The following is a 25,125-nucleotide window of genomic DNA, read 5'->3' on the forward strand; positions in this document are numbered from 1 at the left end:
CAGCCTTACAGGATGCCGCTGAAAAGATCAATACAATTTTAGTCATTCTTTCTTTGTATCCGCTCTGCTCACTATAAAAGAAAAGGAATAATGCGCCCATTATCCCTTTCATAAAATGCAATGTATATGTGATCAGTTATAGGTCGCGGAAAATGCCAACCCGATATATATATTCGACATCTTGTTGTCGACACCCTTGTCTTTCATTCTTGAATAATTGCCCACGAGTGCGAGTCCAAGACCCCAGTTTTCCGAGACCCACCATTCTTTGCCGATTGCTACATTAGTCCCGAACCCTAATTCGCTGCTGCCGCTGCTTCCACTCACCTCGAGTGTTGCCCGTGTTGCCCCAAGCGAAAGGGAAAGGAAAAAATTAGAGGCAAAATAATAGGAAAGACCTCCACCAAATCCCACTACTGAAACTTGCGTATCATTCGTGTCGTAGGAACTGCCACCCAGCTTCAGAGTGGGATCTGTCATGACACAGCTGCTCAGTTCCCCGAATAGAATCAGGTCGTTGATAACGGCATAGCCGATCTGCATGGTAAAATTTCCCGCAGCCCCGGTAAATTTCATATCAGAACCGGGCACAAAGTCTTCATAGGTCAGGCTCTGATAGCCGACGCCAAGTTGAAACCTGAGATAAAAACCGTCATGCATATTGGTTCCATCGGATTCCATATCCTGGGCAAAAACAGCGCTGAAGCTGCAAACAATGATAGCTACTAGAAAGAATTTAAGCAAAGAGCTCCTTTTCATAAAGATAAATCCTCCATAAAGTGTTTTTATTTTTTCATATCTATTATTTTAGAGCTTTTTGTCAACACTTTAATCAATTGTCTAAAGTGCTGATTCTGATAAACCAGCAAACAGTTTTAATTTGATCCATACCGTCAGAACACCCAGAAAAAGCGCCGCTTCACCTCACCCTTGTATTCGGTCTGCTTGTACAGTCCCTTCAGGATGGAAAACTTTTTAAATCCCGTTTCCTCCTCAGTCTCATAATCCCAGAGGATGCCCCAGAGCATACCCCGGGCATGGTATTTCCTCTCGGGTTTTTTCACCTCGTTCCACAGGGTTCCCAGGAGCCACATGCGCCGGTCGCTCCAGTACCGGGCCTCGTTGTTCCGGTAATAGAGAAGTCCCAGCAGGCCCATATCAAAGTCGCCATCCGTGCCTTTGCTGAGGTAGGATAGACCCGCTATGCTGATAAATTTCCATTGGTCCTCCTCTCCCCGGTAATACCAGAGGGGAAACACACTGTTGCTCTTAATGACTCCATTGCGCTTTGCCGTCACGAGAAACGTGCCGAGATCGAATTCATAGTCGGGCCTGTTCTTGTAATTGGTGTAGTCCATGAGAAGTCCCAGGAGCAGTTCCGAGTGGGTCACTTCGGGCCTGGTACGATACTGACCCATGCCGAAAAGGAAATCATAGGTGTTCTCCTCGTTTCTTTTCACGTACTCATGGTCGAAGAGGTACAGCAGGTTCTGGCGGGACCCGTACTCGGACCTGCGCCAGTAGGTACCCAGGAGAAATGTTTCTTTCTCCCGGGGACTGCGGATGAACCAGCCCAGGAGGGGCGGAATCACGAGATGGTTCTTGTAACCGGGAACCCATACATAGAGGGGCAGAACCATGGAATAGTCAAGAACGCCTGTTCCGGAGCGCTGCCAGTCCGCCAGGCCGAGTATGTTCACGTGCCGCGCTCCGTTATCATTCCGATGATAGAACAGGGGAAAGAGGAGCGTTCGCCGGTAGTTTTCATTTTTGGAATAGGTATGGTCCAGGAGAAACAGGGTATTCCAGTGCACCTTTTCATTGTCGCTGTAGCGATAATACAGGGGAAGGACGGGAAACCAGAAACGGGAGTAATACTTTTCAACATCTCCGATCTTCTGCTTCTCCCGGTCGATATACCAGAGGGGATTCCAGTGAACGCTCCGGGCATAAGACATGTCCTTCTCCTCACCCGTGATGGTGCGCTGGAAATACAGGGGCATTAACCAGTGTCGGCGGTTTGCCACAGGCACATATCCCGCTTCACCCTTCACAGACATATACTGGTCTTCATGAAAGGTCCCCAGGGAGCCCAGGCCCCAGCCCAGGTAGAGCGATGAATCTTTTTTTTCATTATAGCGGTTATGAATGAACGTCCCTGCCAGGGCCGTGATCCGCCGCATTTCATGGTCGCGCCTATACGAATAAACCGGCAGCAGCCAGGTATTCGCTTCTTCAGGCGACTGGTAGCCCCGCATGAGCCCATATAACAGCCTGTATGACGACTCCCCGCTCTTTTTGTCCTTTTCCGTTTCGTAGAGTCCGAAAAGAATGCTGTTCTTTATCCTCTCGTCTTCCCGCTTGCGGTAATAGCCCATGAGGAAAAAGCGGCTCATACTGGACGTAATGTTTTTAGTATTTTTTTCATTACTTCCTTCGGAGCGCTGGTACGAATCACGATAGAGAAAGGGAAGGCCCACAAGCATGGATTCCCTTTCTTCCAGGCCCGATTTGACCGTGGTAGCGGTGTTCCGTGAATAATAGTAGAAGGGGAAAAACCAGTTATATCCATGTTCCCTGGTTCCGGAAAGAACCGGTGATCCCGGAACGGTCTTTTGGGAAGAACCTTTAACCGCGACACGCGGCCTGTCATAGGAATAATACTTCTCCGTCGTAAAGGACATGAGGGGAAGGAGCGGAATCTTCAGCGTTGAGTATTCGCTCCCCGTACCGGCTGTTTTTTTATGATAGAACAGGGGATTCAGGCTGCGCCGGTACTTCAGCTTACCCGTGTCCTCTCCATAGATCGACCGGTGATAAAAGAGCGGGCTGATATAGCGGCGCGTTCTATCGCCATCCTTCAACGTCTCGCGGTACCACACAAGGGGCATGACGCGCCACCCGCTTCGCACCGGCGAGTCATACCAGTTCACCAGGGGCCAGAGTATGCTTTTTTCGCTTCGTTTCTCCGTATCATCATATTCATCCCAGAAAAGATTCAGGAGATATGCCCGGGCATAGGACTGCCCCTGTCTCTGGCTGCCGTAAAAGGGAAAGACCACAAGATAGCGGAGATTGTCAATGCTGTTGTTGTAATACATAAAAAGGGGCGGCACGACATAAATACGGTCATCACTCGCCTGGTCCCAGGTCAGCCAGGAAAGCGGTATGAGACGGACATGCCTCTTCGTGTCGCCCTTTTCAATGGCGAACCAGCCGAAGAGCAATTTCATGCCCCAGAAGGACTCGCTGTTCTCCCGGTCAAAAGTCTTTTTCTTATGCAGGGCCGCTTTATTGTCATTCGTGTCGACATTGGTCTCCCCTGTCACGACATCATCATAAGCGGCGGCAGGGGCGTCCTTCGTTTTAAAGGGATTGTCAATGGCCACCCGTGTGGAAATGCTGAATACATTGTATAGCCAGGAAAAATCCATATCCAGGTACCACTTGCCATGGTACTTTGCCGGGAAGATCGAGGGATTGAAAGGCCCCATGGTCATGCTGCGCGAGAATCCCGTGGCATTGAGATGAATCGAGTGGAACTTGGTTTCGTAGTTAATGGACAGGGGAAGAATAAAAGAACCGCTGCTCTCCTTCAGCTTCCAGCTGTAATATACAGGCAGGAAGTGACGGTAATACCGGTCCTTTTCTTTATCCTTCCATGAATAAAAGGGCCAGGACCAGATGGTTCGCGATTCCTTTGACCAGCCGTGATAATGGAAAAGACCTGCGCTCCAGCCGTCATCTTCAGTGTTTTCGCCGGACCTGAAATAAAAAGGGACAAAGGCACGATAGCCGTCGCTGCCCCCGTAAAAGAATAAGGGTATCAGCCAGAAACGCTCCAGTTGCCCCTCATCGTCGCGCTTCCAGTCGGCGAGCCAGAGAAGGTTCCGGTGCGTTTCATCATCGTCATTACGTCCGCTGAAGTACAGGGGGATGATGGGAACCCAGAGGTATTTCCAGAGCAGTGTATCTTCAGATCCTGTCATTTCCGACTGTTTCCGGGCATAGCCGCCCAGGGGCGAAAGGATAATCAACCTGTCGGTGTGAAGGTCGTCCTTTTTGGATTTATAGGTGCTGGAATACCATTCCTTTTTTCGCCAGGACATGAAGAGAGGCGGCAGCACGTGATGATAGGCCCGGTCTTCCACTTTTGATTCGGTTCGACCGCTGAAATAAAGAGGCGCAAGCACATGACGATATGAGCTTTCCGCATAATCTGATTTTTTCCGGCCGCTGAAAAAAAGCGGCGGCAGAACATAACGGTAGGAACTGCTCCCATAAGAATCTTTCTCCCAGCCGCTGAGATAGAGCGGCGGAATTATATGACGGTATCCATCGTCGCCCCCCTTTCCGAAATACAGCGGCGCGGCCCAGAAACGTTTATTGACATTCCCCAAGTCACTGCCCCAGTCAAGGAGCCACAGTACATTGTAGTGAGAGCTCTTATCTTCGTCTCTGCTGCAGTAAAAGAGGGGAAGCAGGGGGAACCAGAAAGACGAAGCGGTGATGTCGCTCTTACCGTCCTTATGATACTGCCTGTCCCGCACTGATCCCCATAGGAGGGAATAGGAGTGTTCCCGCATTTTCAGATCATTGCGTATCAGCTGCCCGTCGCTTCCTCTTTCACCGTGGTAGGATACGACACCTTCCCAGGTCATGTACAGAGGTGGCAGGATATGCCGGAATGACCCGCCATGGTTCTGTTTGCCGCTCATGTATAGCGGCGGCACGATATGGAGATAGGAATCCTGATCCAGACCCCGGTCGCGGGACCAGAACAACAGCGGCATGAGCCAGAAGCGATCCAGGGTCTCATCACCGTTTTTCTTCCGCCACGAATAATCGAGCAGGCCGAGATAATTGCGGTGCCCGCCTTCCGGTCCCACATAGTGCCAGGTGAGCGGGACCAGGGGTGCCCACCAGGTGACCCTGCGGCGGACTTCTCCGCCTTCCCGCCATTCATGTATCACCGTTCCGTTCAGGGGTGTGATCCATTTTGTTTCAGGACCGTTTGTATGCTGATAAAGAAGGGGGGTGATATATCTTCTGCGGTTGTCAATTTTGCTGTGGATAGAATAATAAAAGGGGAAGAACCGGAACGACCGGTATCGCGGATAATCGGTCTTTCTGAAAAACCACAGGATCATGAGAGAATCATGGCCCTCCCATTCTTCCTTTTCAACAAAGAAGGCGTTGATTGCGAACTTCTCCTCTTTTTCGCTGCCATAAATGCGGTGATCTTCTTCAAAGAGATCATCCCAGTCCTTTTTTTGCTCCTGGGCGGCCAGTCTCTGTACCGAGACGAGTGTGAAGAGTGAGCAGACAAGCAGACTCAGGCATAATATCCGTTTCATGGTGACAGTATTCTTCCTTTTTTTATTTTGACAATCAGTGATGACCTGGATATACTATATCAGTCCTTTGCCGGATATATCAAGCATTAGAGACTGGTTAGCCGAACTGAATATAATCACCGTGAAGATACAGGGAAAAGTAAAGAAAAAAATATTTACATACCGGGGTATACGTATATTCATACCAAAATCCGGTTTTCATTCATATCTATTTATTAATATAAACAAATTTATTTTATCTGTTAAAAAAATTAATCGTATTCCCATATCCATCCATATCATCCGATATGCGCTCCTTTGCCTCACAGTGCTTCCTGTCCTGATCGTTCCGGCATGCTCACCCGAAAACAACGGGGAGTCAAAACCCACAGCAGTAAGGGGCGTATTGGATATCTCCCCATGGAATTTCACTAAAAAAGGAACCATTAAGCTCGACGGGGAATGGGAGTTTTACAGAAACCGTTTCATCGACCCCCTGATGAAACCGGTGCCGGGGTCCCTGGAGGTACCCTCATATATAACCGTTCCTTCACGGTGGCCGGAACACACCGTCGACGGCCGCCCCATTACATCCACGGGGTATGGCACCTACCGGCTTAAAATACTGATCCCCCGGGACGCGCCGCCCCTTTCACTGAAATTCAGAAGCATCCATACGGCATACCGGGCCTACATTAACGGCCGGCTCATTTCTGCCAGGGGGATCGCCGCCGAAACCGCCGCCGCATCACGGGCTGAAAATGTCTACTGCATCGCAGACCTCATAAACAATGAACCGGTCCTGGACCTGGTAATCCATGTATCAAATTACAGCCATAAGAATGGCGGCATTTTCATTTCCCAGTTGCTGGGAACGGAAGAGGAAATACACCGCGACAACGATATTCTCCTGGCGATCAACTTTTTTCTTTTCGGCAGCATAATCATCATAGGCTTTTACTATCTTCTTCTTTTCCTTCTCCACCGGGAAGACGTGGCATTTCTTTTTTTCTGCCTGTTCTGTATTCTCATCGCCATACGGATTCTGGTTATGGGGAACGTGGATTATACCAACAGGTTTATAACTTTTTCCTGGGACGTTATCTATCACATCGCCATCATAACCTTTTACCTTGCCCTTCCCGTCTTCAGCATATACCTGTCCCTGCTGTATCCACGGGAATTCCACCGGCCGGTATTGTATGTCATTATAGCCGTGGGCTCCCTCTTCAGCCTCATGGCTCCTTTCTGCAACAGTCTAATCCTGTCCTGGCTGGTTCCCGTCTATGATTTCTTTGTCATTGCCTGTTCTTTTTACATGACATCCGTCATAATACTCGCTCTTAAGCGGAAAAGACAGGGATCTCTTATATTCTTTTCCGGATACCTGATCATCCTGCTCACTATCATCAACGACATTCTCTATGACAATGCGTTCATCAAAACGGGCTTCCTGTCACCTTTCGGCCTTTTTATCTTCATTCTATTCCAGACCATACTGCTGTCGCAGCGTTTCAAATGGTCTTTCCTGTCCCTCGAGGCCATGACAAAAGAATTAAAAAATAATAATGATCATCTTCTCAAGGTGCTCATCAATCTCAGGGGAACCCAGGAACTGCTTATCAGGCAGGAGAAGAAGGCCGTTGTGGGCAACCTGGCTTCTGGCCTGGCCCATGAGATCAAAAATCAGCTCCATTCGCTGTCTGTCCTGGAATTCATGGATGATAAACTCAATCACGAGGACCGCGAATATATACGCTATATTCTTGAAAGCCGTGACCGTATCAGCAGCATGGTGGATGAGGTCAGGGCCCTGGGAAAAGAGGAGGAAACCTCGTATACTTTTACGCCGGTGCCCCTGTCCCGCATTCTTAAAGAGACCCTGGTGCTCATTAAAATTGATCCCGATGTTAAAAACCGGCATATCATGATAGCAGAGCACTTTTCCGGTGAGGTCATGGCCGATAAAAACAAGATCATCCAGGTCCTCTTGAATCTTGTGAGAAACGCCGCCCACGCCTTAGAAAACAGAGAAAAGGGAATGATCACCATCCGCACGGACAAGCTTGAGGCAATGGCCGTTATCCATATAACGGATAACGGAAGGGGAATTAGCCCGGAGATACTGGATACGATCTGGGAGCCCTTCTTTACCACAAAGGGCGAGGAAGGGACCGGCCTGGGACTGCATATATGCCGGAGGATCGTGGAAGGACATGGCGGCACAATCGGCTGTGAATCGGTCAGGGGAGAAGGCACCACCTTCACTTTCTCGCTCCCCCTCGCCGATGGGAAAGAAAAGAGATGACGGACAGCATAAAAATATCATTCCTTCGCAGAAGTCTCCTTATCCTGGCCGCATCCATCACGGCGGCACTGGTGGCGATGTCCTGCACCGATACGGGCGCCGGGCCCGGGGCCGTCCGGGGAGTCATGGACCTGAGATCATGGGACCCGTCAGTCGATGAGCCCCAGTCCCTCGCGGGGGAATGGGAGTTCTACTGGGGGCATTTCCTTTCTGAAGCTGAAATGACGCAGAAAACAATACCTGTTGCCATGGAGTATGTGAAGGTACCCCACATCTGGACGGGAACATCCTTCCGGGGCACGAGCCTTCCCGGAACGGGTTACGGCAGCTACCGGCTCAAGGTGCTCCTGAAAGACACGGGCGGCAAAGACATATCATCCTCCTGTCCGGATCGGAAACAGCTTGCACTTAAAATTTTCGATTCGGCATCGGCCTACACTCTTTACCTGGACAGGAAAAAAATCGCATCAAACGGCGTCGCGGCGACCTCTGAAGAGAATGCCGTTCCCCAGGAAAAACCCGTTATTGCCCGCTTTCTTCCATCATCGCCATTCTTTTATATTACCGTTCATGTCTCAAATTATCATCACCGCAACGGAGGCCTGTGGAAAGAAATACAGATAGGGTCAAATAACAATATAAGCTCACTGCGCAGGCATAAACTGGCCTTTCAGTTATTTCTCGCGGGAAGCCTGATCATTATCGCCTCTAATTATCTGATCATGTATCTCCTGGGGAAAAAGGAAAGAGGCTATCTCTATTTCAGCATTTTTACCCTGCTCATCGCCTTCCGGAACCTGGTCATAGACGAAAAATTTCTCATGACCCTGTTTCCTTCTCTCGATTATGAAATTTTCATCAAGGCGGCCCACCTGTCGGTCTATCTGCCCATGCCCTTTTTACTCCTGTTTTTCCGATCGCTCTACCCCGAAGAAGTTCGTCCCTGGCATGTTAACTCCCTCACGATCTTCACGGCCATTATTTCATCAGTCGTGCTCGTGCTGCCGGTGCGGTATTATTACTGGACGCTGAACCTTTTTTTTATCGGAGTAGCCGCAGCAATCACACTGACAATTTACATCATCATAACAGCCATCATCCACCGTCGTAAATGGGCCCGGATGATTGCAGCCGTTACGGTTCTTTTCTCCCTTTTCGTCGCCCACGACATCCTGATATACCGCTCGCTGGTTTCCGAAACCAGCCTGCTCCCCCTGGGATGGCTCATCTTCGTCCTGTTCCATGCCTACATCCTTTCTTTCAACTATGCAAAATCCTTCAAGGACCTGGAGCTTGTTTCCGGCGTACTGGAAAAAAATAACGAGGAACTGGAAAGGTCCCTTGATGTGCTGAAAAACACCCAGGGCCGGCTTATCCTCAATGAGAAGAAGGCCGTCGTGGGCAGCCTGGCAGCCGGCCTCGCCCACGAGATAAAAAATCAGCTCAGCACCATATCATATCTGGAATTCATCGAGGATAAATTCAGCGAGGATGAAATGGTATTCGTGCGGTTTATCTATGACAGCCGGGACCGCATCAGCAGCCTTGTCAATGAAGTACGGGCCCTGGCAAAAAACGAGGAGATCCATTACCCTCTCCAGCTTCTCACCATGAAGAATGTGATCGATGAAGCAGTGGTCCTGGCCCGGATGGACCCCGATGTTAGCACCAGGGAAATCGTCATGGAACACGGGTTCACCGGCGAGCTGGAAATCAATAAAAACCGGATTATCCAGGTGCTGCTAAACCTCATCAGGAATGCCGCCCATGCCATAGCAGACCGTGAAAACGGGAGGATACTGATACGCACTATACAGGACAACATACAATTAAAACTGGAGATAATCGATAACGGTTCCGGCATGGATAATGTCACCCTGCAATCCATCTGGCAGCCCTTTTTCACCACCAAGGGAGACCGGGGCACCGGCCTCGGCCTCGATATAAGCAGAAGAATCATCGAAGGCCATAGCGGGTCAATTTCCTGTATCTCTGAATCGGGAAAAGGGACAACTTTCACCATCCTGCTGCCTCTTCCCGATTATTCATCAGTAAAATAATAACATCAACGAATATCCGCACTGAAAATTGTACTGCATCAATACAATGCGGCTCATCTTCAATCAGTATAGTATTTAAAAAAGAAAAATATTGCTTTCCCATCCCTGCCGGTTCATGATGTACCGTGAGAATAAACCGGGTCCCGGCCCGTTCAGTAAATCCCAGGACAACGATAAACAGAGAAAAAGGAGCAAACCAATGATCAGCACAATGCAAAAATCAATCATTTTTATCCTGCTTTCATTCTTCACCGCAATGCAGCTGGGAGCACAGGATACCTGGAAACCCGTTATGGAAAAGGACGGCATCACCGTTTACACGCGCCCGGCCGAAGGATGCCCCCTTGACGAATTCAAGGGAGAAACCATAATCAAGGCAAAACTCGAAACCTGCGTGGCAGTGCTCAGGGATGTTCCGGAACAGCCGAACTGGATGGGCGATTGTCTCGGCTCCCGGCTCCTCAAGACATTTGACAGAAATCATATTGTAGCCTACAACATCCTCAACGCGCCGTGGCCCCTGAGCAACCGGGACCTCCAGATCGACACCCGGTTCGAGGAAGACTACAAGAACGGGAAGGTCGTCGTAAGCATGACGGTTTACCAGGAAGAGTTGGTCCCCGCAACAAAATATGTTCGGATCAAGGACTTCAGGGCCCAGTGCATCCTGGAAAAAATAGACGATACCACGACAAAGGCAACCTATATTAACCGGGTGAATCCCATGGCTCCCGTACCCGGCGCCATCGCTAACATGTTTGTAAAGAACAATCCCTATATGACACTTAAGGGATTCAAGAAAATGGTGACACTTAAAAAATATCAGCAATAAATGCCGCATCCCGTTAAATAAAGGGATGCCCATAAAACATTTGACAGCCCGTGGTCCCGGTGAATAGATATCATTTTGTTATGGTATCTTAAAACAATGCGGAATATTTTCATGAAGCACACAAAAGAAACGGGCATCAATGAGGTATATCCTTATATATATCGCGTCACTCTTCCCCTTCCCGGGAAAAAGCCGGGCCCCGTCAATGTTTATCTTTTTATCGGCGACACCATCACTCTCCTGGACACGGGCACCCTGCAGACTTATCCCATTCTCATGAAAGCCATAAGCAAGCTGGGCCTGGGACCGTCGGACATTAAACAGATCGTGTTCACGCACGGCCATATAGACCATTACGGCGCCGCGAAAACTATTTTAAGCCATCAGGAAAAAGCGGCGCAGACCGTGGCCCATGCCGACGATGTACAGAGCATCGAAAAGGGCTACGAAGTGACAAAAAAGGTCACCAATGCTTTTCTGAAAAAAATGGGACTCCCGTATAAATACCGGGCAGCCATGATCTTCATGTCCCGGGTGTTCACGAAAATGTCCCGCCCCTGCCCGGTAACCCGCTACATCAGCGACGATGAACTTATCCAGTTGGGCAACTATACGGCCCGCGTGATACATACACCTGGACATTCCCGGGGATCGGTATGCCTGCATATTGAAAAGGACAACATTCTTTTCTCCGGCGACACGGTCCTCCCCCATATAACACCCAACGCCTTCGTGATGCTGGACCCTCATCGGAAACTCCCCGTCCGCTCAAGCCAGGCGGAGTTCTATCATTCCATCGAGCGGATCGAGTCCCTGAAACCCGACACGGTGTTTCCGGCCCACGGCAAAACGATCGAGGACCTGAAGAGCATCACGGACATGTACCGCAAAAATTACGCCGAACGCGACGCCGCCATTTTATCATTGCTGAAAAACGACGAGCACACGGTCTATGAACTGGCCTGGTCCCTCTTCCCCAATGAACTGGGACGGGGCGGAAGACGCCTTATCCTGGAGCTCTATCTTGCCATATCGGAAATATTCACCCACCTGCAGGTCCTGGAAAAAAGGAACCTTGTCCACATGGATATTCGAAGGGGAACGGTTGTAGTTCGCAGGAAGTAAAAGTTTTCGATCTAAAGGAACCGGTCGTATGGATAGCATCCGATATCACTGATTGTGCACTGTGCGGTAAATGTGTTGAAGTCTGCCCTGTAAATGCAAGAAGCAAGGGACTATTTTTACGGAATAAAGCTGGAAGTCTGATGAAAGGTTATGCTCAGGGAAAAGGGAGTAAAGGCGACTGTACTCCAGGTCAGGATGCATAAAAATCATTTGACATAGCAGGCATAGGAATGTCATTTATGTTAGTTAATAATAACTAACATAAATGACAACAAGGAGAATCCCCCATGGATTTAAGCAGTCAGTTTTTAACGATCAATGGTATTCGGTTAAAAGTAGTGATTGAGGGCAACGGGCCCGATGTGATTCTGCTTCACGGTTTTCCCGATTCGTCCCAGGTATGGCGGAACCAGATCCCAGCTCTGGCTTCGGCGGGATTCAGGGTTATAGCACCCGACCTGAGGGGTTGTGGTGAATCTGACGCACCGACGGGGAAAAAATGCTATTCCGTCGATGCCATAATAAGCGATATTATTGAACTGATGAGGCAGTTGGGAATCCAAAAGACACGCCTGGTGGGTCACGATTGGGGCGCCAACATCGGATGGATATTTACCAGCTGCCATCCCGGACTCGTGGACCGCTACGTAGCCCTTTCAGTGGGCCACACCCTGGCATATCGCAGATCCGGGTTGCGACAGGTTATGCGCGCATGGTACGCGGCCCTTTTTCTTGTGCCGGGTATTTCCGAGGCGGCTTTCCGGGCTTTCAACTGGCGCTTCCTGCGAAAGATATCGAATGATCATCCAGAAACCGAACAGTGGATAGAGAACCTGTCACGACCCGGCAGATTGACTGCCGGGCTGCGATGGTACCGTGACAATACCATTACTATGCTCACCATGAAAGTGCCTAAAATAAAAGTACCCTGTATGGGAATCTGGAGCGACCGTGACGCCTTCCTGACGGAAAAACAGATGCTGGACAGTGAAAAATACATGGATGCACCCTGGCTGTATGAACGAATCGAGAACGTGGGCCACTGGATGCAGATGGATGCACCGGATTTGATAAACCAGCTGCTGAAGCGTTATCTTAAGCTGAACCTATAAAAAAGACGATATGGTTATGCAAGGTTAAGGCTTTAAAAAGAACCATTGCAGCTTATAATTTAATGTTTGCCAAGATTGGCCTGCAGGAAGTCCTCCATTTGCACAACGAGTTTTTCAAAGGGCTCACCCACGTACGGCTCAAAATGCCCCATGGGCAGGCCGATGTAGGTGGCATTTTTCATCAGCTTTGCCGCCTTGCGGGGACCGTCGGGTGGAAAGAGCGAATCATTTTCCGCCCCGATGACCAGGGCCGGGCACGTAATCTTCGCGGCATCGCTGATAGGCCGATAGAAGGTCAGGGTAAAGACGATATTGGCCGGACAAAAGTTATCCTTCCCGAATGGCTCGGCATCGCTGCCTAATAAGTTCATCATGCCGGTCCAGGCATCGGCCGTGCTCATCATGCCGAACTCGCCGTCCGGCGTACTTGTGATAAGTACATTATGGCGGTGATCGGTGAATACGGCATCAAAAATATCCCAGAGGCCGTGGTATATCGCCCTGATCTGAAAGGACAGACTATAATTAAAGGCCGTGGTTATACCATCGGTAAAAGGTACCTGGGCAACAATTGCCGAAATGCCGGGATCGCGGGAAGCGATGACAGTCACATGCCCGGCGCTGAAGGAGGTGCCCCACAGGGCAATGCATTTGGCATCCACAATATCCAGGGTACGCACAAACCTGATGGCCGCTTCCCAGTCATCAAGATGCCGGGAGGGGTTGATGTAATTGCGGGGAAGACCTTCGCTGTCGTTGAAGCCGCGATAATCGAAGAGAAATACCGCCATGCCCCGCCGTGCGAACCGTTCAGCATAGGCTGGCAGCCTCATCCAGCGCTGGCCGCCGAAGCCATGGGCCATGATGACTACCGGGGGCTTGACTACGCCTTTTGGCAGATAAAGCCATGCCATGCATTTATCGCCCTGGCTCACGAAGGTTTGATCAACCCGGTTGAAGCGAAATAAGCCGGTGCGGGATTGGCTTTTATTGACAGACGCCTCATTGGCACTGGATATGAAAGTAAAGAATAAGAACACGAGAACCAGCCCTACTCTCATCATCATAAACCTCCATTAGTCATAGCATGAATTTTCTATATGCTCATTTAAATTGTTATGCCAGCACGGATAGAATTAACGTGCAAAAGCTTTTTTATCTAAACATGAAAGATATTTCATATTGTCAAGCAAAATATGAAAATAATTTCATATTTTGCTTGCCTTATCCGGCATTCTATCTTCAGGTGAAAAAGCAGGAGAACATTCGTGTCAGAGCAAAAGAATAAAGCCAGGAACCCGGTACAAAAACGGGGAATAGAAACAAAAAAGAAGATCATTGAAGCCGCAGAGGCCCTCTTTGCTGAAAAGGGGTATCATAAAACAAATGCGCTGGAGATAGCAGCCCGGGCCGAGGTGGCAACCGGCAGCTTTTACGGCTATTTCAATAATAAAAAAGAAGTCCTTGTTGAAGTCATCAGGAATTTTTACGCCCATGCGTCAGAAAAGGTTCTCAATAGATACCAGGCCCAGGTTCAGGGCACCACTGCCGACAACTACCGGGAAGGGAAAAAATTAATCCATTTCATGATAGAAGCGCTCTATACAGCCCATGAAGTCAATCCCGCTCTCCACCGGGAGCTCCTTGCCATGGTATTGCTGGACAAGGAAATCGAGCACATAAACCGCGAAGAGGAACAAAAGGTCATTACCGCCATGACATCATTATTGAACGCATACAGCGGGCATGTCCGCGTGAAGGATGTTGAGGCTGCTGCATTTCTTCTTTACCGGGTCAGTGAGGAAATCATTCACCGCATCAGGATACTGGGAACTGATTTTGACAACAGGCGATTGATCACGGAGCTGGAGGATATGATCTGCCGGTATCTTCTCGAGGAGGGGTAATGCGTATATCCATTTCCCATAAGTGTCTTCCCGTGACACCGGGTCAGGCAATTTTTCCATTCGAAGTTGTGAAATCATTTTTTTTGAATTAATTTTTTACATAAAGGGATTACAGAGTGTATCAAAAAATGGGTTAAGGAGAGAGACTTCCGTTAAAAAATCAATATATCTCAACTTTTCAATGTCAAGATATATTGATCAATTTCTGTGATTTTAGAACTTTTCCTAATAGCCTGTCTCGATGCCGGTGTAGCTGAAAGTAGCAGCTCCGCCTGTCGTAGTAACATCGCCTGAAATAGAATACATTGTTCCATCAATATTTACTGAAATTGTACCGCCAGTAATGTCATATAGTATGTATGTAGGTGTGGGAAAAATAAAATCAGTATAGATTTCAGCATCTTCGTCACATTTAAATTTTCCACTTTCTGGAGCTCCAGCGCTGAATTCATAAACACCTGAAGGTAAATCTGGAGTAGAAGAAGAGAAGAGTGTTAACAAGATATACTCACCGGAACCGGTTCCTGCACCTACATCTAAATTAGCAGATGTGATAGTTACGTAATATTTGTAAACCCCCACTACAGAAGATGCTCCATCATAGTTTATATCAAGCTTTGACAGGCTGTAGCCTTCACCCCCGATTTTCAGCCAGCTGTCGCCCAGTGATTCAGTAGTGTCATCACAGCCTGATAGTAAAAAAAATGAAAGGACGGCAAAAATGAAAATAATTCGTTTTAAAGAAAATAATAATTTCATACACGTATCCTCCCGAAATTTAATTGTTTTTTAATACATGGGGATTTCAGTCACCTGTCACCGGTTCAATAAACGGAATGCGATTTATCTAAACCTGTTCCTGATGACCGATATGTAAGAATATTGACAAAACATTCCCGGAAGGCAAGGCTTTTTTTATTTTTATTTCTATCACGGGACCATCAGGGCATGCGAGGAGAATATTCCGACGATGATCGCCACCACTGCCAGGGCGGCAAAGCCTTCTTTCCGCAGAGTTATTTTTTTCATCGATACGAGGTTCTGCATCAAGACGCGCCGATGCATGATTATGTGAAAAATGGAAAAAATGGTGAATAAAAAGGCGGACATGTTATGGACCGACATCCAGAGATGTCTCTGCTGTGTCATGTGTGCAAGCTGCAGATTATGATTCATTAATCCCGAAACAGGCAATAATAATCCCGAGAACAAGAGTGCAATAGAGATAAAGGCCCGCCTGTTGAAAACTTTTTTTGTTCTGCCAGTAGCGCCGTTAATATCCTCCGGATTTTCCAGGGAAGCAATTGTATCGTATGTATTTTTTTTCATATGTCATTCCTCCTCGATAATGATATAAAAATAACACCCGATATGGATGAATGACGTTAACAATTGTTAACAAGACATGTTACAGCCGCTTTTTCAACCGGCTCAGGGAAACGGCAGTGATGCCGAGATAAGATGCGATGTAATGCTGGGGGACACGGTCCACAATGTGAGGGTAGTTTTTTAAGAGATCAATGTAGCGTTCCATGGGACTGTCTTTAATTCGGGAAAGGAAAAGCCGGGCATAGTGCCCAAGCCGCTGGATGAGAATTTTCTGGAAGTTTTCTTTCAACTCCGGTATTTCCTGGAGCAGCAGATTAAAATCATTTTTACTGACTGCGATAATTCGGGACGGTTCAATGCTTTCCAGGCTGAACAGGCTTGGTTTTCCATCAATAAAGCTTTCAATGGAAGATACTGACTGGCTTTCAAAGAAGAACTGAAAGGTGATGTCCTTCCCGTCTTTATTGAACCAGAGGCGCAGACATCCTTCCCGGATAAAATACATATATCGGGCCATCTCTCCTTCCAGAAGGAGCGTGGTTTTCGCCCCGATACTCTTCTCTTTTAAAAGATGCCCGTATTTGTCCCGGAAGCCGGGAATACTGTCTGTTAACCTGTCCAGCATGGTGATGTCCTGAATTTCCCTGAAATCGGGGAGTTATGTATCTTCATGATGAATAATGCAAAATCCCATGTCTAACCGTGCATACCTTTCCAGAGGCCGTTAAAAAAACTCCTGGCATTGGCCCCTAAAACCCTGTTATTGTAACCGCCTTCCTGTACTACAAGAGTTGGAAGATCCAGGCGTCCAATGACCAGCCCGTTGTTGTAAAAGTCCTTTCTGAGGAGATTCCAGGTCCCGGTTGGATCCCCCTTGGCAGTATCAAGCCCGAAGGCAAGAACAAGAAAATCAGGTGAATATCGCTTTATTCTTGCAATAGCTTTTTTCAGCGTTTTTAAATATTCGCTGCCGGTGATATTTTCCCGTAGCGGATAATTTATATTATATCCCTCCCCGGCGCCCTTCCCTTTTTCGTCCCTGAATCCGGAAAAATGGGGATATTCAAAATCAGGGTCCGCATGGATCGAAACCGTCAGGACATACTGCTTTGCATAAAAAATATCCTGCTGGCCGTTACCATGGTGATAATCCACATCGAGAATAGCCACCTTTCCGTAATAACTCAGATAATTCGCAGCGATAGCCGTAGAGTTAAAATAACAGAAACCACCGAAGGAATTTCTATCCGCGTGATGTCCCGGGGGACGAACGAGCGCATAGGCGATCCTGTTGCCTTCCAGTAATTCAAGGGCTCCAGTGAGAGCGCAATCAACGGCGCCCCGGGCCGCCAGGTAGGCGTTCCGGTTAATGGGACTGTAAACATCGATACAGTAATACCCTGCCCGCGCTGCCAGTTTTCGCGGCGGCTTAACGGATTTCCGGATGGGGAATACGTCGGGATAGAGTGTCTTTCCCGGCTCCAAAGCCATGGTAACCTGTTTAAAATAGTTTATAAAATCTGAATCATGCACTTCTTGCAGATACCTTTCAGGAAACTTTTTAATTTTAACTCTCCGGAAAAGTTGCGTTTTCTCAAGTTCACGAAGGATACTCTTTATTCTGACAGGAGATTCAACATATCCCCGCTCGCGTATATGATGAATTTCGTGCCCATCATTGTGAATAAGAGAAATTTTGTTATCCTCTGAAAGGAGACGAATTTTATAGTCGGGCTCCTGTTTCATATAACGGGGCTCCCGAATGGACACCGGATCATCCTGTATTGACCGAATAACCGACTGAATATCGCGGCGGCCGCATGAGGGGTCGTATTTCCGCTCAAGAATGGAACGTATAATCAGCTTTGCCTCGGCCGCCGGAAGCCCGCTTTTTCGATCAAGATTATCATAGAGGAGAAAATATGGGTTGTGATAGTGATTTCTGCTGTTTGATTCGTATGATGTATTGATTATTGGACGGGCCCCGTGCCGCTCATAAAACCTGATTCTTGCCCTGTTTTGTCTCAGTATCTTTTTATCTCTGAAAACTCTGCCGTCATCGGTCATGCATTCGATAAAAATACCCGCCGACTTCAGGTTCAGAGCCTCTTCCCTTACGCGTTCATAGAGCGCGCTGCCGGCTCCGCCCCCCTGCTTTTCCTGTGCCAGGGCCATGAGGTCAATAAAACAATAGTTCAGGTCCGGCGCATAAGACATTTGAATAAACCCCTTCATGTATCCCCGGGTATCTTCAGCCACAAAAAACATATACTTCATTTTTTTATGATAAGGATCTCTGAAGAACCTGCGTATATCTTCGAAAGATTCTTCCGTCATATCGGCAATCTGGTTACGGGTGATCTCAACAATGCGGTCAATCGCCTTTTTGTTTATCGGAAGAAGGTCGTCATATATTCTGCGGATACTGAAGCTCATGTGTTATCCTTTGTTTAGCAATAAACAGTATACTACAAAAAAATACTTTATACGTTGCAGCAATGTACGTCAATATAATTTACAAGAGAACCGGTTTTCTTGTCGTCAATTAAACAAGGCGGATTCACCGGCGCGGATAAAGGGCTGGGAGACCTTACTTATTTTATCAAGGATTGTCTCCCTTTTGGTTAGTTGGCAGGGAAGTCTTCCCTCTGGCAGACCATTGCGGGGTTTTCACAAGCACATTATGTACCGGGGATGAGAAAATCATAAAGCAATACCTGCTGCGCATTCCATTTATTACCGCCGAATAAAAGTCAGTGAAATTTTGATTGGTAAAATTGCCTCTTACTAAAAGTAATCGGAGTGCATACTATTACATTATTGCAATAAGCATTCGAAAATAAAATATTTCCATACATGTTAGATACAAAGAAATTCCGTCACCTAAAACCGGTTCATGAAACACAAGACATCTTATCCGAAACTCATCCCGACAACCGGCAGGTTAAGGCAAAGCTTTTTTAAATTTTTAATCTTTTAATAAACTTTCATTCCTGCCATGAGGAAATATCAAAAACTTCAAGCAGTCCATTCCCATTCGGTGATGACGAATCCGTGCTCACTGCATATACATAATTTCCAGAGACGCACATATCCTGCACGGTAAAAGATGTTTTACATATGCCTTTTACAACAAAATTATCCACTCCCGATGAGGCATCAATTACAATTACTCCCGAATCCTGGTCTGCGAGGAATACCATACTGCCTGCTGCAGTTATCTTTTTGGCGTAACCAGGTTCATCATTGAATTCTATAAATGCAGGGTTGTATTCATCCGAAATATCGATTATTGCCACACCGTAACTACCGCTGCTAAGCAATGCATAATTGTCATATATGTATAGATCCTGTGGCGCTGATCCGAACGGATTATCATAAGAACCGATATGCTCCGGAGACTCCGGATCAGTTATGTCAACAATTTCAAGAGCTACAGACTGTCCAGAGAGGTATGCCCTGCTGCCGTTCACCCTGATATGATAACTCCCGTTATCCAGCGGATATGTTTCTTCCTCTGTAAATGTTGACAAGTCAATTATCCGCATCGAATCTGTTGACGAATCCGCAAACGAAATAAATGCATACCCGTTTGATACAGCCACACCCGTACCGAAATTGTCAAAATCAATTGAATCTGTTGTTGGATCAAGAGATGCATCATATGCAATTAGTTTAGAATACCATTGCCTTCCTTCATCCCAGTCAAGGTGCAGGACATAAACCTTATCACTGTCAAAGGCCAATCCTTCAACATTATCTGGAGTTGTAATTTTTTTGTTTAAAGATGGAGTGGCAGGATCGCTGATATTGATTGCATAAATACCATATTCCAGTTCTAAAGAATATTTTCCATACGTAACATAAATGGTGCTGCCGGATAAAAACGACTTGTATGCCATACCATCTATCGGGAATGATCCTATCGCGGATTTCTCCGGATATTTACTGTCACTGCTGCCCCCGCTGCTGCAACCGGCTGAAAAGACAAATATCAATGCTACAGCCAGTAATGATGAAATTCCAATAGAATATTTTTTCATATGATTCTCCTGTTATTTGGCAATAAAAGTATTGCTGTTTAGGCACTTGCCACTTGGAAGTTTCCTTTGCTAAAAAACGTCCCAGGCAACACAAGACAACCTTTACGAACCTGTTTCAGACAGCCCCAAAGATTACAAATGACATAAATTGTTAGAAATGCAAGGCTTTTTTGATTTTTCGCGCGCCGAAGGAAGGGTCCGGCGGATGAGGTCCCAGGCACTGACGCACATAAAAAAGGCCGCCGGATATTCCCCGACGGCCTCTGCCTTTTCAAAATGTTGCTGATACTGCCCTACTTCTTCCCGTACCCGATGCCCGACAAGGCATCGTCGATCTCCGTTAGAATGGCGGGATCATCAATGGTGGAGGGGACTGAGTATTCCTGGCCGTCGGCTATCTTCCGCATGGTGCCGCGCAGGATCTTCCCGGAACGCGTCTTGGTAAGGCGCTTCACGATAAGCGACTGCTTATAGTAGGCCAGTGCGCCGATCTTCTGCATGACTTTCTCATCTCGCCGAATCTGGTGGACAGGAATTTTTGTAGATTATCGGCTATGGCGCGAACTTCAGCGGTTTGTCCGCCCTTCTCGCCATGATTAACACATGCGCCCCTGGGATCACGACGGCAACTATCGATAATGGTTTTAGTGCAGGATACGCTGCTGCTGTAATAAACAGCAATTCAAAAAGCAGAAACAGTAAGAACTATTAAAGATGAAAATCGTTTTATACTGTTTCTCCGTGATCAGCAGGAATAAGTTCCCAGGCTCACTCATTCACTACAGCATTGATTCCGAACAATTTACACCGAAGCTGAAAAACCTGACCCCGAGGATATAATTTTTTCTTGACTTTTTTATTAAATGTATTACTTTGTAACCAATCGTTCACTTGTGAGAAATTTACCATGGCAGAAAAAACACGCATAAACGCTGAAGAACGCAGGCAAAGAATCATTGAGGCCGCAAAACCACTCTTCGCCGATTTCGGATTTAACGGCACGTCGATCCGTGATATTGCAAAAGCGGCTGATGTATCAAATGCCCTGCTCTACAAGCATTTTCCCAGCAAGGAAGCCATGTATGAAGAGATATTAAGTTATACCGACTATATAATTCCTAAATTAAAAAGAAAGCTTGAGGAACTTGAGCCTTCAACGCAGACACTGGTTTTTTTGAGCTTTGCCTTTTTCAGGTTTATCCTGTTCGAAGCCCAAATGGTCAACCAGGATCAGAAAAGGCATGAACGGCTTCTTTTTTACAGTCTCCTTGAGAACCTGAACTATGCCCGTAAAACCTTACGCAGAATACATGATGACTTTGAAAAGATGATAAAGGATAACTTTATCGCAGCGGAAGAGAGCGGTGATATTATCAAATCAGAGAATAATGTAAAAAACCGTTTCTGGTTTATGCACCATCTTGCCATGGGCGTTAATCTCTGTCATGTTTCAGGCGAACCAGCCTTTAACTATGATACTTCCTACAGGGAACTTGTTGAAGACGCCGTTTGCTTCGTGCTGCGCGGTATTGGTCTGACTGACCGGGCAATAAAAAAGTACTACAAGCCGGAAAAACTTGAGCAGCAGATAAATTCTATTTTTTAACCATATTTTTTTACGCATTAAGTGAACGTTTGGTTACCACTTAAGTCATACATTGCACATATGTCAGGAGAGAATCATGTTTTCTAAAGTCAGTTTAAAAGGATTATTCGTTACCGGGTTAGTGATTGCATTTCTGGCGATTTTTACGGCTTTTATTCTGCAGGATCAAATTCTTGAAGGTCTGATAAAAAGCCGGCTGGATCGCTGTGATGAAAGCGTGCTGTCAGACCCGGGGATTCATGTTATCATGGTGGGAACGGGAACTCCCAACTATGATCCTGTTCGAAATGCACCCTGTGTCGCCGTCATTGCCGGCGGCGAGTTTTTACTCTTCGATACGGGCGACGGTTGCGCCAGGACACTGGATTCCATGAATCTGCCTTTCTTAAAAATTAATACGGTGTTCCTTACCCATTATCATTCCGATCACATCAATGGATTGATTAATTTCATCAGCCACACATGGATCCATGGCAGAAAAAAGGAACTTCATGTTTACGGTCCTGTCGGAGTTAAAAGCATTACTGACGGCGCCATGGCCTTTCTAAAAGAAGACATAGGCATCCGGGCAAATCCCCAAGCGCTGTTTCCTCTCGACAGGAAACTTGTCGTGGTACAGCCCCATGAATTTTCTTATCCTGGCGATGGATCGCCCCTTGTTGTATGGAAAAAAAACGGTCTGATTGTCACGGCATTTAAAAATGACCATGCCGATGTGAAAATATCCTGTGGCTACCGGATAGAATACGCGAACCGGAGTGTTGTCATCAGCGGTGATACCGTGAAAAGCGACTATGTCATTCAAAACTCAAGAGATACGGACATCCTGATTCATGAGGCGGTTAACCTCGATATGATAAAACGGATTATTGCAGTTTTGAATACAACTGCAACGACCGATGCAGACTGGACCGCTGAACATTTATCTCAGGTTTCCAGACATCACTGCAGCACGCGGGATGTGGCGAAGGTTGCGGCGGAAGCAAATGTAAAAAGGCTGCTCCTCTATCATATCGGGCCGGGCATTCCGGACAACTGGTTCTTTGAAAAGATGTATCTCAAAGACATGAGAGGAATATACGATGGGCCTGTGAGCATTACTACAGACAGGGATCGTTTTTACCTTGAGCCGGGCAGAGTATCTCATGATATATAAAACCATTTATTTCCAGTTTTTTTATTCATTAAGTGACCATTTGGTTACCTGTTAAATACAACAAGTCTGACAAGGAGGAAAACATGGCATTAGGAAAGTATGCAGTAGACTATGAACAGCGGGTCAATTATGACCGGCTGCGCAGGGAAAGGCTGGACAGGGCAAAGGAGCAGTTAAACAAGTCAGGGGCAGGAGCCATTATAACCTGGGATGAGGCTAATATCCGTTACCTTACATCCTACTATGTAACGACCCCCATGCGCCCCGCAGAGATGCAGTGTGTATTGCTTCCCCGCAATGGAGAACCGATCCTCTTCGGCGGCGGCACCCCCTCGGAAACAGAGCGTCGCATGCCCTGGCTGCAGGGACGTGTACAGCCGGGATTACCGCCTTTTAAAGTAGTAGCCCATAACGAGGATCACATCGCGGTTCAGGTCACTGTTGACATTATCGGCAAACTTCTTGCGGAGTACGGTCTGGAAAAGGAGCCCCTTGCGATAGATGGCACGGTCTGCGGTGTTATCCTGGAAAGGGCATTCAAAAAACGCGGCATTGAGGTCATTCACGGAAAGCCCATCCTGGATGCGGCCCGGGTGATCAAGACACACGATGAGATTGAGCTCATGCGGATCACCTGCCAGAATTCCGAATCAGCCTTTGCTGCAATTGCTGAGGCTATCAGGCCGGGCATTCGCGAATGCGACCTGGTGGGTATCGGAGTAAAAGCGCTCTACCAGGAAGGGGCCGATCACACGGAAGACCTGGTCTGCTGCTCCGGGTATAATACCAATCCCTATGGCTGGTCGTTCACAGATAAACCGCTGCGTCCGGGAGACCTGGTTTATATTGATGTGGATGGCAACTCCTATCAGGGCTACAAGTCCTGTGTTTACCGGACTTTCTGTGTAGGAAAAGCAACCCAGGAGCAGAAGGAACTCTACCAGGAATGCTACGAGATGATCTATGGTGCCATAAGCGTGATAAAAGAAGGCGCCACCAACCATGATGTCGCATTAAAATGGCCCGATTCACCGCAGTACTGGGGATTCAAGGACTGGGCTGAAGTAATGCCCTATGCAGTGGGTCATGGCCTGGGCCTCACACTTCACGACCCTCCGGGAATCAGCCGCTACATGATGGCAGTGGGCCTGCCTCCCACAGAGTTGAAGGTGGGGATGGTAATCGCGCTTGAAACCTATGCCGGTCATAAAGGAGGCAAACACGGCGTGCGTCTGGAAGAAGATGTTCTGGTTACGAAAGACGGTTATGAAGTTTTAACCCGCTGGCCCGTGAAGGAATTAATGGAGTGCTGGCTGCCCTATAATTAAAGTTTAACATAAAACAAAACCGGAGATATATACATGAAAATTATAAAAATAAATACCATTCTTGTTCTGGGGTCGGGAGTCATGGGACATGGCATCGCACAGATCTTTGCCCAACATGGTTACTCTGTGCGCCTTGTTGATACTGACAAGGCCATGCTTGACAGGGCCCTTGATCTTATCAAAGGCAGTCTCGAAGTCTTAGCCGAAGAAGGTGTTATAGAGGAAAAAAGTATTACCGGGACAATCGGCCGCATTGAAATGACAACTGATCTTGAAGGCGCGGCAAAGGGCATTGACATGGTAATAGAAGCTGTTCCTGAAGTTGAGGATATCAAAAAGAAAGTATATGCCCGCCTGAATGATATCTGCGACAGTGATGTAATATTCGCCACCAATACATCGGGACTTGATGTCTTCAGTTTTGCCGGTGTTTCCAATCCGTCACGACTTCTGGCGACCCATTTTTTTGCGCCGGCCCAACTTATACCGCTCGTAGAGGTATGTCCCGGGCCGGAGACAGACCCGCACATTACGAATACCGTTGTCACAATGTTACAGAATATGGGGAAAGAACCCGTTGTATTGAAAGGCTTTGTCCCCTCCTTTATTGTAAACCGCATTCAGAACTACATTGCCATGTCGGTATTCGAGATACTCAATAATGGATGGGCAACGCCGGAACAAATAGACAGGGCCGTCAAAGCGAGTCTTGGCGTGCGTCTCCCCATTGTGGGCGTAGTCCAGACAATGGACTTCACCGGTCTTGACCTGGTCAATGATATCATGAAAAGCAAGGGGATGACCATGCCAATAATTGATGACAAGGTGAAGGATAACAGGCTGGGAGTCAAGACATCCCGGGGATTCTATGATTATAAGGGAAAGAGCGAAAAAGAAATATGTAAAACAAGAGATCAATATTATCTGAAAATGATAGGTCATCTCCGTACTATTGACGCCTTCAAACCAATATAACACAAGTG

General features: G+C 47.3%; 20 protein-coding genes. 11 read left to right on the plus strand and 9 right to left on the minus strand.

The window, feature by feature from the left end:
• Window positions 1–132 precede the first annotated feature (132 nt).
• Window positions 133–759, minus strand: coding sequence for a hypothetical protein (locus CVV44_11160; protein PKL38438.1), 627 nt, complete (start codon window positions 757–759; stop codon window positions 133–135).
• Window positions 760–893: 134 nt separating this feature from the next.
• On the minus strand, window positions 894–5,357 hold the full coding sequence (locus CVV44_11165) for a hypothetical protein (GenBank protein PKL38439.1): 4,464 nt from the start codon (window positions 5,355–5,357) through the stop codon (window positions 894–896).
• A 37-nt stretch (window positions 5,358–5,394) separates the two neighbouring features.
• On the opposite strand from CVV44_11165, the gene CVV44_11170 reads away from it, so the two are divergent.
• The 6 genes from CVV44_11170 to CVV44_11195 all read left to right on the plus strand — a co-directional run bounded on the left by CVV44_11170 (window position 5,395) and on the right by CVV44_11195 (window position 12,773).
• Window positions 5,395–7,644: a hypothetical protein gene (locus CVV44_11170; protein ID PKL38440.1), complete on the plus strand. Its 2,250-nt coding sequence runs from the start codon at window positions 5,395–5,397 to the stop codon at window positions 7,642–7,644.
• Window positions 7,641–9,704, plus strand: a complete 2,064-nt coding sequence (locus tag CVV44_11175; GenBank protein ID PKL38441.1) for a hypothetical protein — start codon at window positions 7,641–7,643, stop codon at window positions 9,702–9,704. The genes CVV44_11170 and CVV44_11175 overlap by 4 nt, the downstream gene beginning before the upstream one ends.
• A gap of 115 nt (window positions 9,705–9,819) precedes the next feature.
• The gene (locus CVV44_11180) at window positions 9,820–10,536 is read left to right on the plus strand and encodes a hypothetical protein (GenBank protein PKL38442.1); all 717 of its coding nucleotides are present in this window, start codon (window positions 9,820–9,822) and stop codon (window positions 10,534–10,536) included.
• A 96-nt stretch (window positions 10,537–10,632) separates the two neighbouring features.
• Window positions 10,633–11,661, plus strand: a complete 1,029-nt coding sequence (locus CVV44_11185; GenBank protein PKL38443.1) for a hypothetical protein — start codon at window positions 10,633–10,635, stop codon at window positions 11,659–11,661.
• Entirely contained in the window at window positions 11,568–11,864 is a 297-nt protein-coding gene (locus tag CVV44_11190; protein ID PKL38609.1) for a hypothetical protein, read from the plus strand. The genes CVV44_11185 and CVV44_11190 overlap by 94 nt, the downstream gene beginning before the upstream one ends.
• 84 nt (window positions 11,865–11,948) lie before the next feature.
• Window positions 11,949–12,773, plus strand: a complete 825-nt coding sequence (locus tag CVV44_11195; protein PKL38444.1) for a hypothetical protein — start codon at window positions 11,949–11,951, stop codon at window positions 12,771–12,773.
• 59 nt (window positions 12,774–12,832) lie between these two features.
• On the opposite strand, the gene CVV44_11200 is transcribed toward CVV44_11195, so the two are convergent.
• Window positions 12,833–13,840, minus strand: a complete 1,008-nt coding sequence (locus CVV44_11200; GenBank protein ID PKL38445.1) for an alpha/beta hydrolase — start codon at window positions 13,838–13,840, stop codon at window positions 12,833–12,835.
• Window positions 13,841–14,041: 201 nt separating this feature from the next.
• On the opposite strand from CVV44_11200, the gene CVV44_11205 reads away from it, so the two are divergent.
• Window positions 14,042–14,680 (plus strand): hypothetical protein, encoded by a 639-nt coding sequence (locus tag CVV44_11205; GenBank protein ID PKL38446.1) that lies wholly within the window; start codon window positions 14,042–14,044, stop codon window positions 14,678–14,680.
• 225 nt (window positions 14,681–14,905) lie between these two features.
• Here the strand turns inward: CVV44_11205 and CVV44_11210 are convergent, their stop codons facing one another.
• The 6 genes from CVV44_11210 to CVV44_11235 form a co-directional block, all read right to left on the minus strand.
• Window positions 14,906–15,439, minus strand: a complete 534-nt coding sequence (locus tag CVV44_11210) for a hypothetical protein (protein PKL38447.1) — start codon at window positions 15,437–15,439, stop codon at window positions 14,906–14,908.
• A 171-nt stretch (window positions 15,440–15,610) separates the two neighbouring features.
• Window positions 15,611–16,009, minus strand: a complete 399-nt coding sequence (locus tag CVV44_11215) for a hypothetical protein (protein ID PKL38448.1) — start codon at window positions 16,007–16,009, stop codon at window positions 15,611–15,613.
• Window positions 16,010–16,088: 79 nt separating this feature from the next.
• Window positions 16,089–16,634 (minus strand): Crp/Fnr family transcriptional regulator, encoded by a 546-nt coding sequence (locus tag CVV44_11220; GenBank protein PKL38449.1) that lies wholly within the window; start codon window positions 16,632–16,634, stop codon window positions 16,089–16,091.
• Window positions 16,635–16,705: 71 nt separating this feature from the next.
• The gene (locus tag CVV44_11225; protein PKL38450.1) at window positions 16,706–18,445 is read right to left on the minus strand and encodes an acetylpolyamine amidohydrolase; all 1,740 of its coding nucleotides are present in this window, start codon (window positions 18,443–18,445) and stop codon (window positions 16,706–16,708) included.
• Between the two features lie 551 nt (window positions 18,446–18,996).
• Complete coding sequence (locus CVV44_11230) at window positions 18,997–20,052, minus strand: hypothetical protein (GenBank protein ID PKL38451.1); 1,056 nt, start codon at window positions 20,050–20,052, stop codon at window positions 18,997–18,999.
• Between the two features lie 293 nt (window positions 20,053–20,345).
• On the minus strand, window positions 20,346–20,552 hold the full coding sequence (locus tag CVV44_11235) for a hypothetical protein (protein ID PKL38452.1): 207 nt from the start codon (window positions 20,550–20,552) through the stop codon (window positions 20,346–20,348).
• Window positions 20,553–20,959: 407 nt separating this feature from the next.
• Between CVV44_11235 and CVV44_11240 the strand changes: the two genes are divergently transcribed.
• The 4 genes from CVV44_11240 (at window position 20,960) to CVV44_11255 (ending at window position 25,117) form a co-directional block, all read left to right on the plus strand.
• Entirely contained in the window at window positions 20,960–21,658 is a 699-nt protein-coding gene (locus CVV44_11240) for a hypothetical protein (protein ID PKL38453.1), read from the plus strand.
• 76 nt (window positions 21,659–21,734) lie between these two features.
• A complete protein-coding gene (locus CVV44_11245; protein ID PKL38454.1) occupies window positions 21,735–22,814 on the plus strand; it encodes a hypothetical protein in 1,080 nt (359 codons plus the stop codon).
• Window positions 22,815–22,897: 83 nt separating this feature from the next.
• Window positions 22,898–24,142, plus strand: a complete 1,245-nt coding sequence (locus CVV44_11250) for a hypothetical protein (protein ID PKL38455.1) — start codon at window positions 22,898–22,900, stop codon at window positions 24,140–24,142.
• 33 nt (window positions 24,143–24,175) lie between these two features.
• Window positions 24,176–25,117: a hypothetical protein gene (locus tag CVV44_11255; protein ID PKL38456.1), complete on the plus strand. Its 942-nt coding sequence runs from the start codon at window positions 24,176–24,178 to the stop codon at window positions 25,115–25,117.
• Window positions 25,118–25,125 lie beyond the last annotated feature (8 nt).

The organism is Spirochaetae bacterium HGW-Spirochaetae-1 (genome assembly GCA_002839375.1).
Taxonomy (GTDB): Bacteria; Spirochaetota; UBA4802; order UBA4802; family UBA5550; genus PGXY01.

Excerpts from the sequence above, each read along its gene's own strand:
- CVV44_11160 (PKL38438.1), bottom strand. The coding sequence starts at position 759 with ATGAAAAGGAGCTCTTTGCTTAAATTCTTTCTAGTAGCTATCATTGTT.
- CVV44_11165 (PKL38439.1), bottom strand. The coding sequence starts at position 5,357 with ATGAAACGGATATTATGCCTGAGTCTGCTTGTCTGCTCACTCTTCACA.
- CVV44_11175 (PKL38441.1), top strand. The coding sequence starts at position 7,641 with ATGACGGACAGCATAAAAATATCATTCCTTCGCAGAAGTCTCCTTATC.
- CVV44_11180 (PKL38442.1), top strand. The coding sequence starts at position 9,820 with ATGATGTACCGTGAGAATAAACCGGGTCCCGGCCCGTTCAGTAAATCC.
- CVV44_11185 (PKL38443.1), top strand. The coding sequence starts at position 10,633 with ATGCGGAATATTTTCATGAAGCACACAAAAGAAACGGGCATCAATGAG.
- CVV44_11195 (PKL38444.1), top strand. The coding sequence starts at position 11,949 with ATGGATTTAAGCAGTCAGTTTTTAACGATCAATGGTATTCGGTTAAAA.
- CVV44_11200 (PKL38445.1), bottom strand. The coding sequence starts at position 13,840 with ATGATGATGAGAGTAGGGCTGGTTCTCGTGTTCTTATTCTTTACTTTC.
- CVV44_11210 (PKL38447.1), bottom strand. The coding sequence starts at position 15,439 with ATGAAATTATTATTTTCTTTAAAACGAATTATTTTCATTTTTGCCGTC.
- CVV44_11215 (PKL38448.1), bottom strand. The coding sequence starts at position 16,009 with ATGAAAAAAAATACATACGATACAATTGCTTCCCTGGAAAATCCGGAG.
- CVV44_11220 (PKL38449.1), bottom strand. The coding sequence starts at position 16,634 with ATGCTGGACAGGTTAACAGACAGTATTCCCGGCTTCCGGGACAAATAC.
- CVV44_11225 (PKL38450.1), bottom strand. The coding sequence starts at position 18,445 with ATGAGCTTCAGTATCCGCAGAATATATGACGACCTTCTTCCGATAAAC.
- CVV44_11230 (PKL38451.1), bottom strand. The coding sequence starts at position 20,052 with ATGAAAAAATATTCTATTGGAATTTCATCATTACTGGCTGTAGCATTG.
- CVV44_11235 (PKL38452.1), bottom strand. The coding sequence starts at position 20,552 with ATGCAGAAGATCGGCGCACTGGCCTACTATAAGCAGTCGCTTATCGTG.
- CVV44_11240 (PKL38453.1), top strand. The coding sequence starts at position 20,960 with ATGGCAGAAAAAACACGCATAAACGCTGAAGAACGCAGGCAAAGAATC.
- CVV44_11245 (PKL38454.1), top strand. The coding sequence starts at position 21,735 with ATGTTTTCTAAAGTCAGTTTAAAAGGATTATTCGTTACCGGGTTAGTG.
- CVV44_11250 (PKL38455.1), top strand. The coding sequence starts at position 22,898 with ATGGCATTAGGAAAGTATGCAGTAGACTATGAACAGCGGGTCAATTAT.
- CVV44_11255 (PKL38456.1), top strand. The coding sequence starts at position 24,176 with ATGAAAATTATAAAAATAAATACCATTCTTGTTCTGGGGTCGGGAGTC.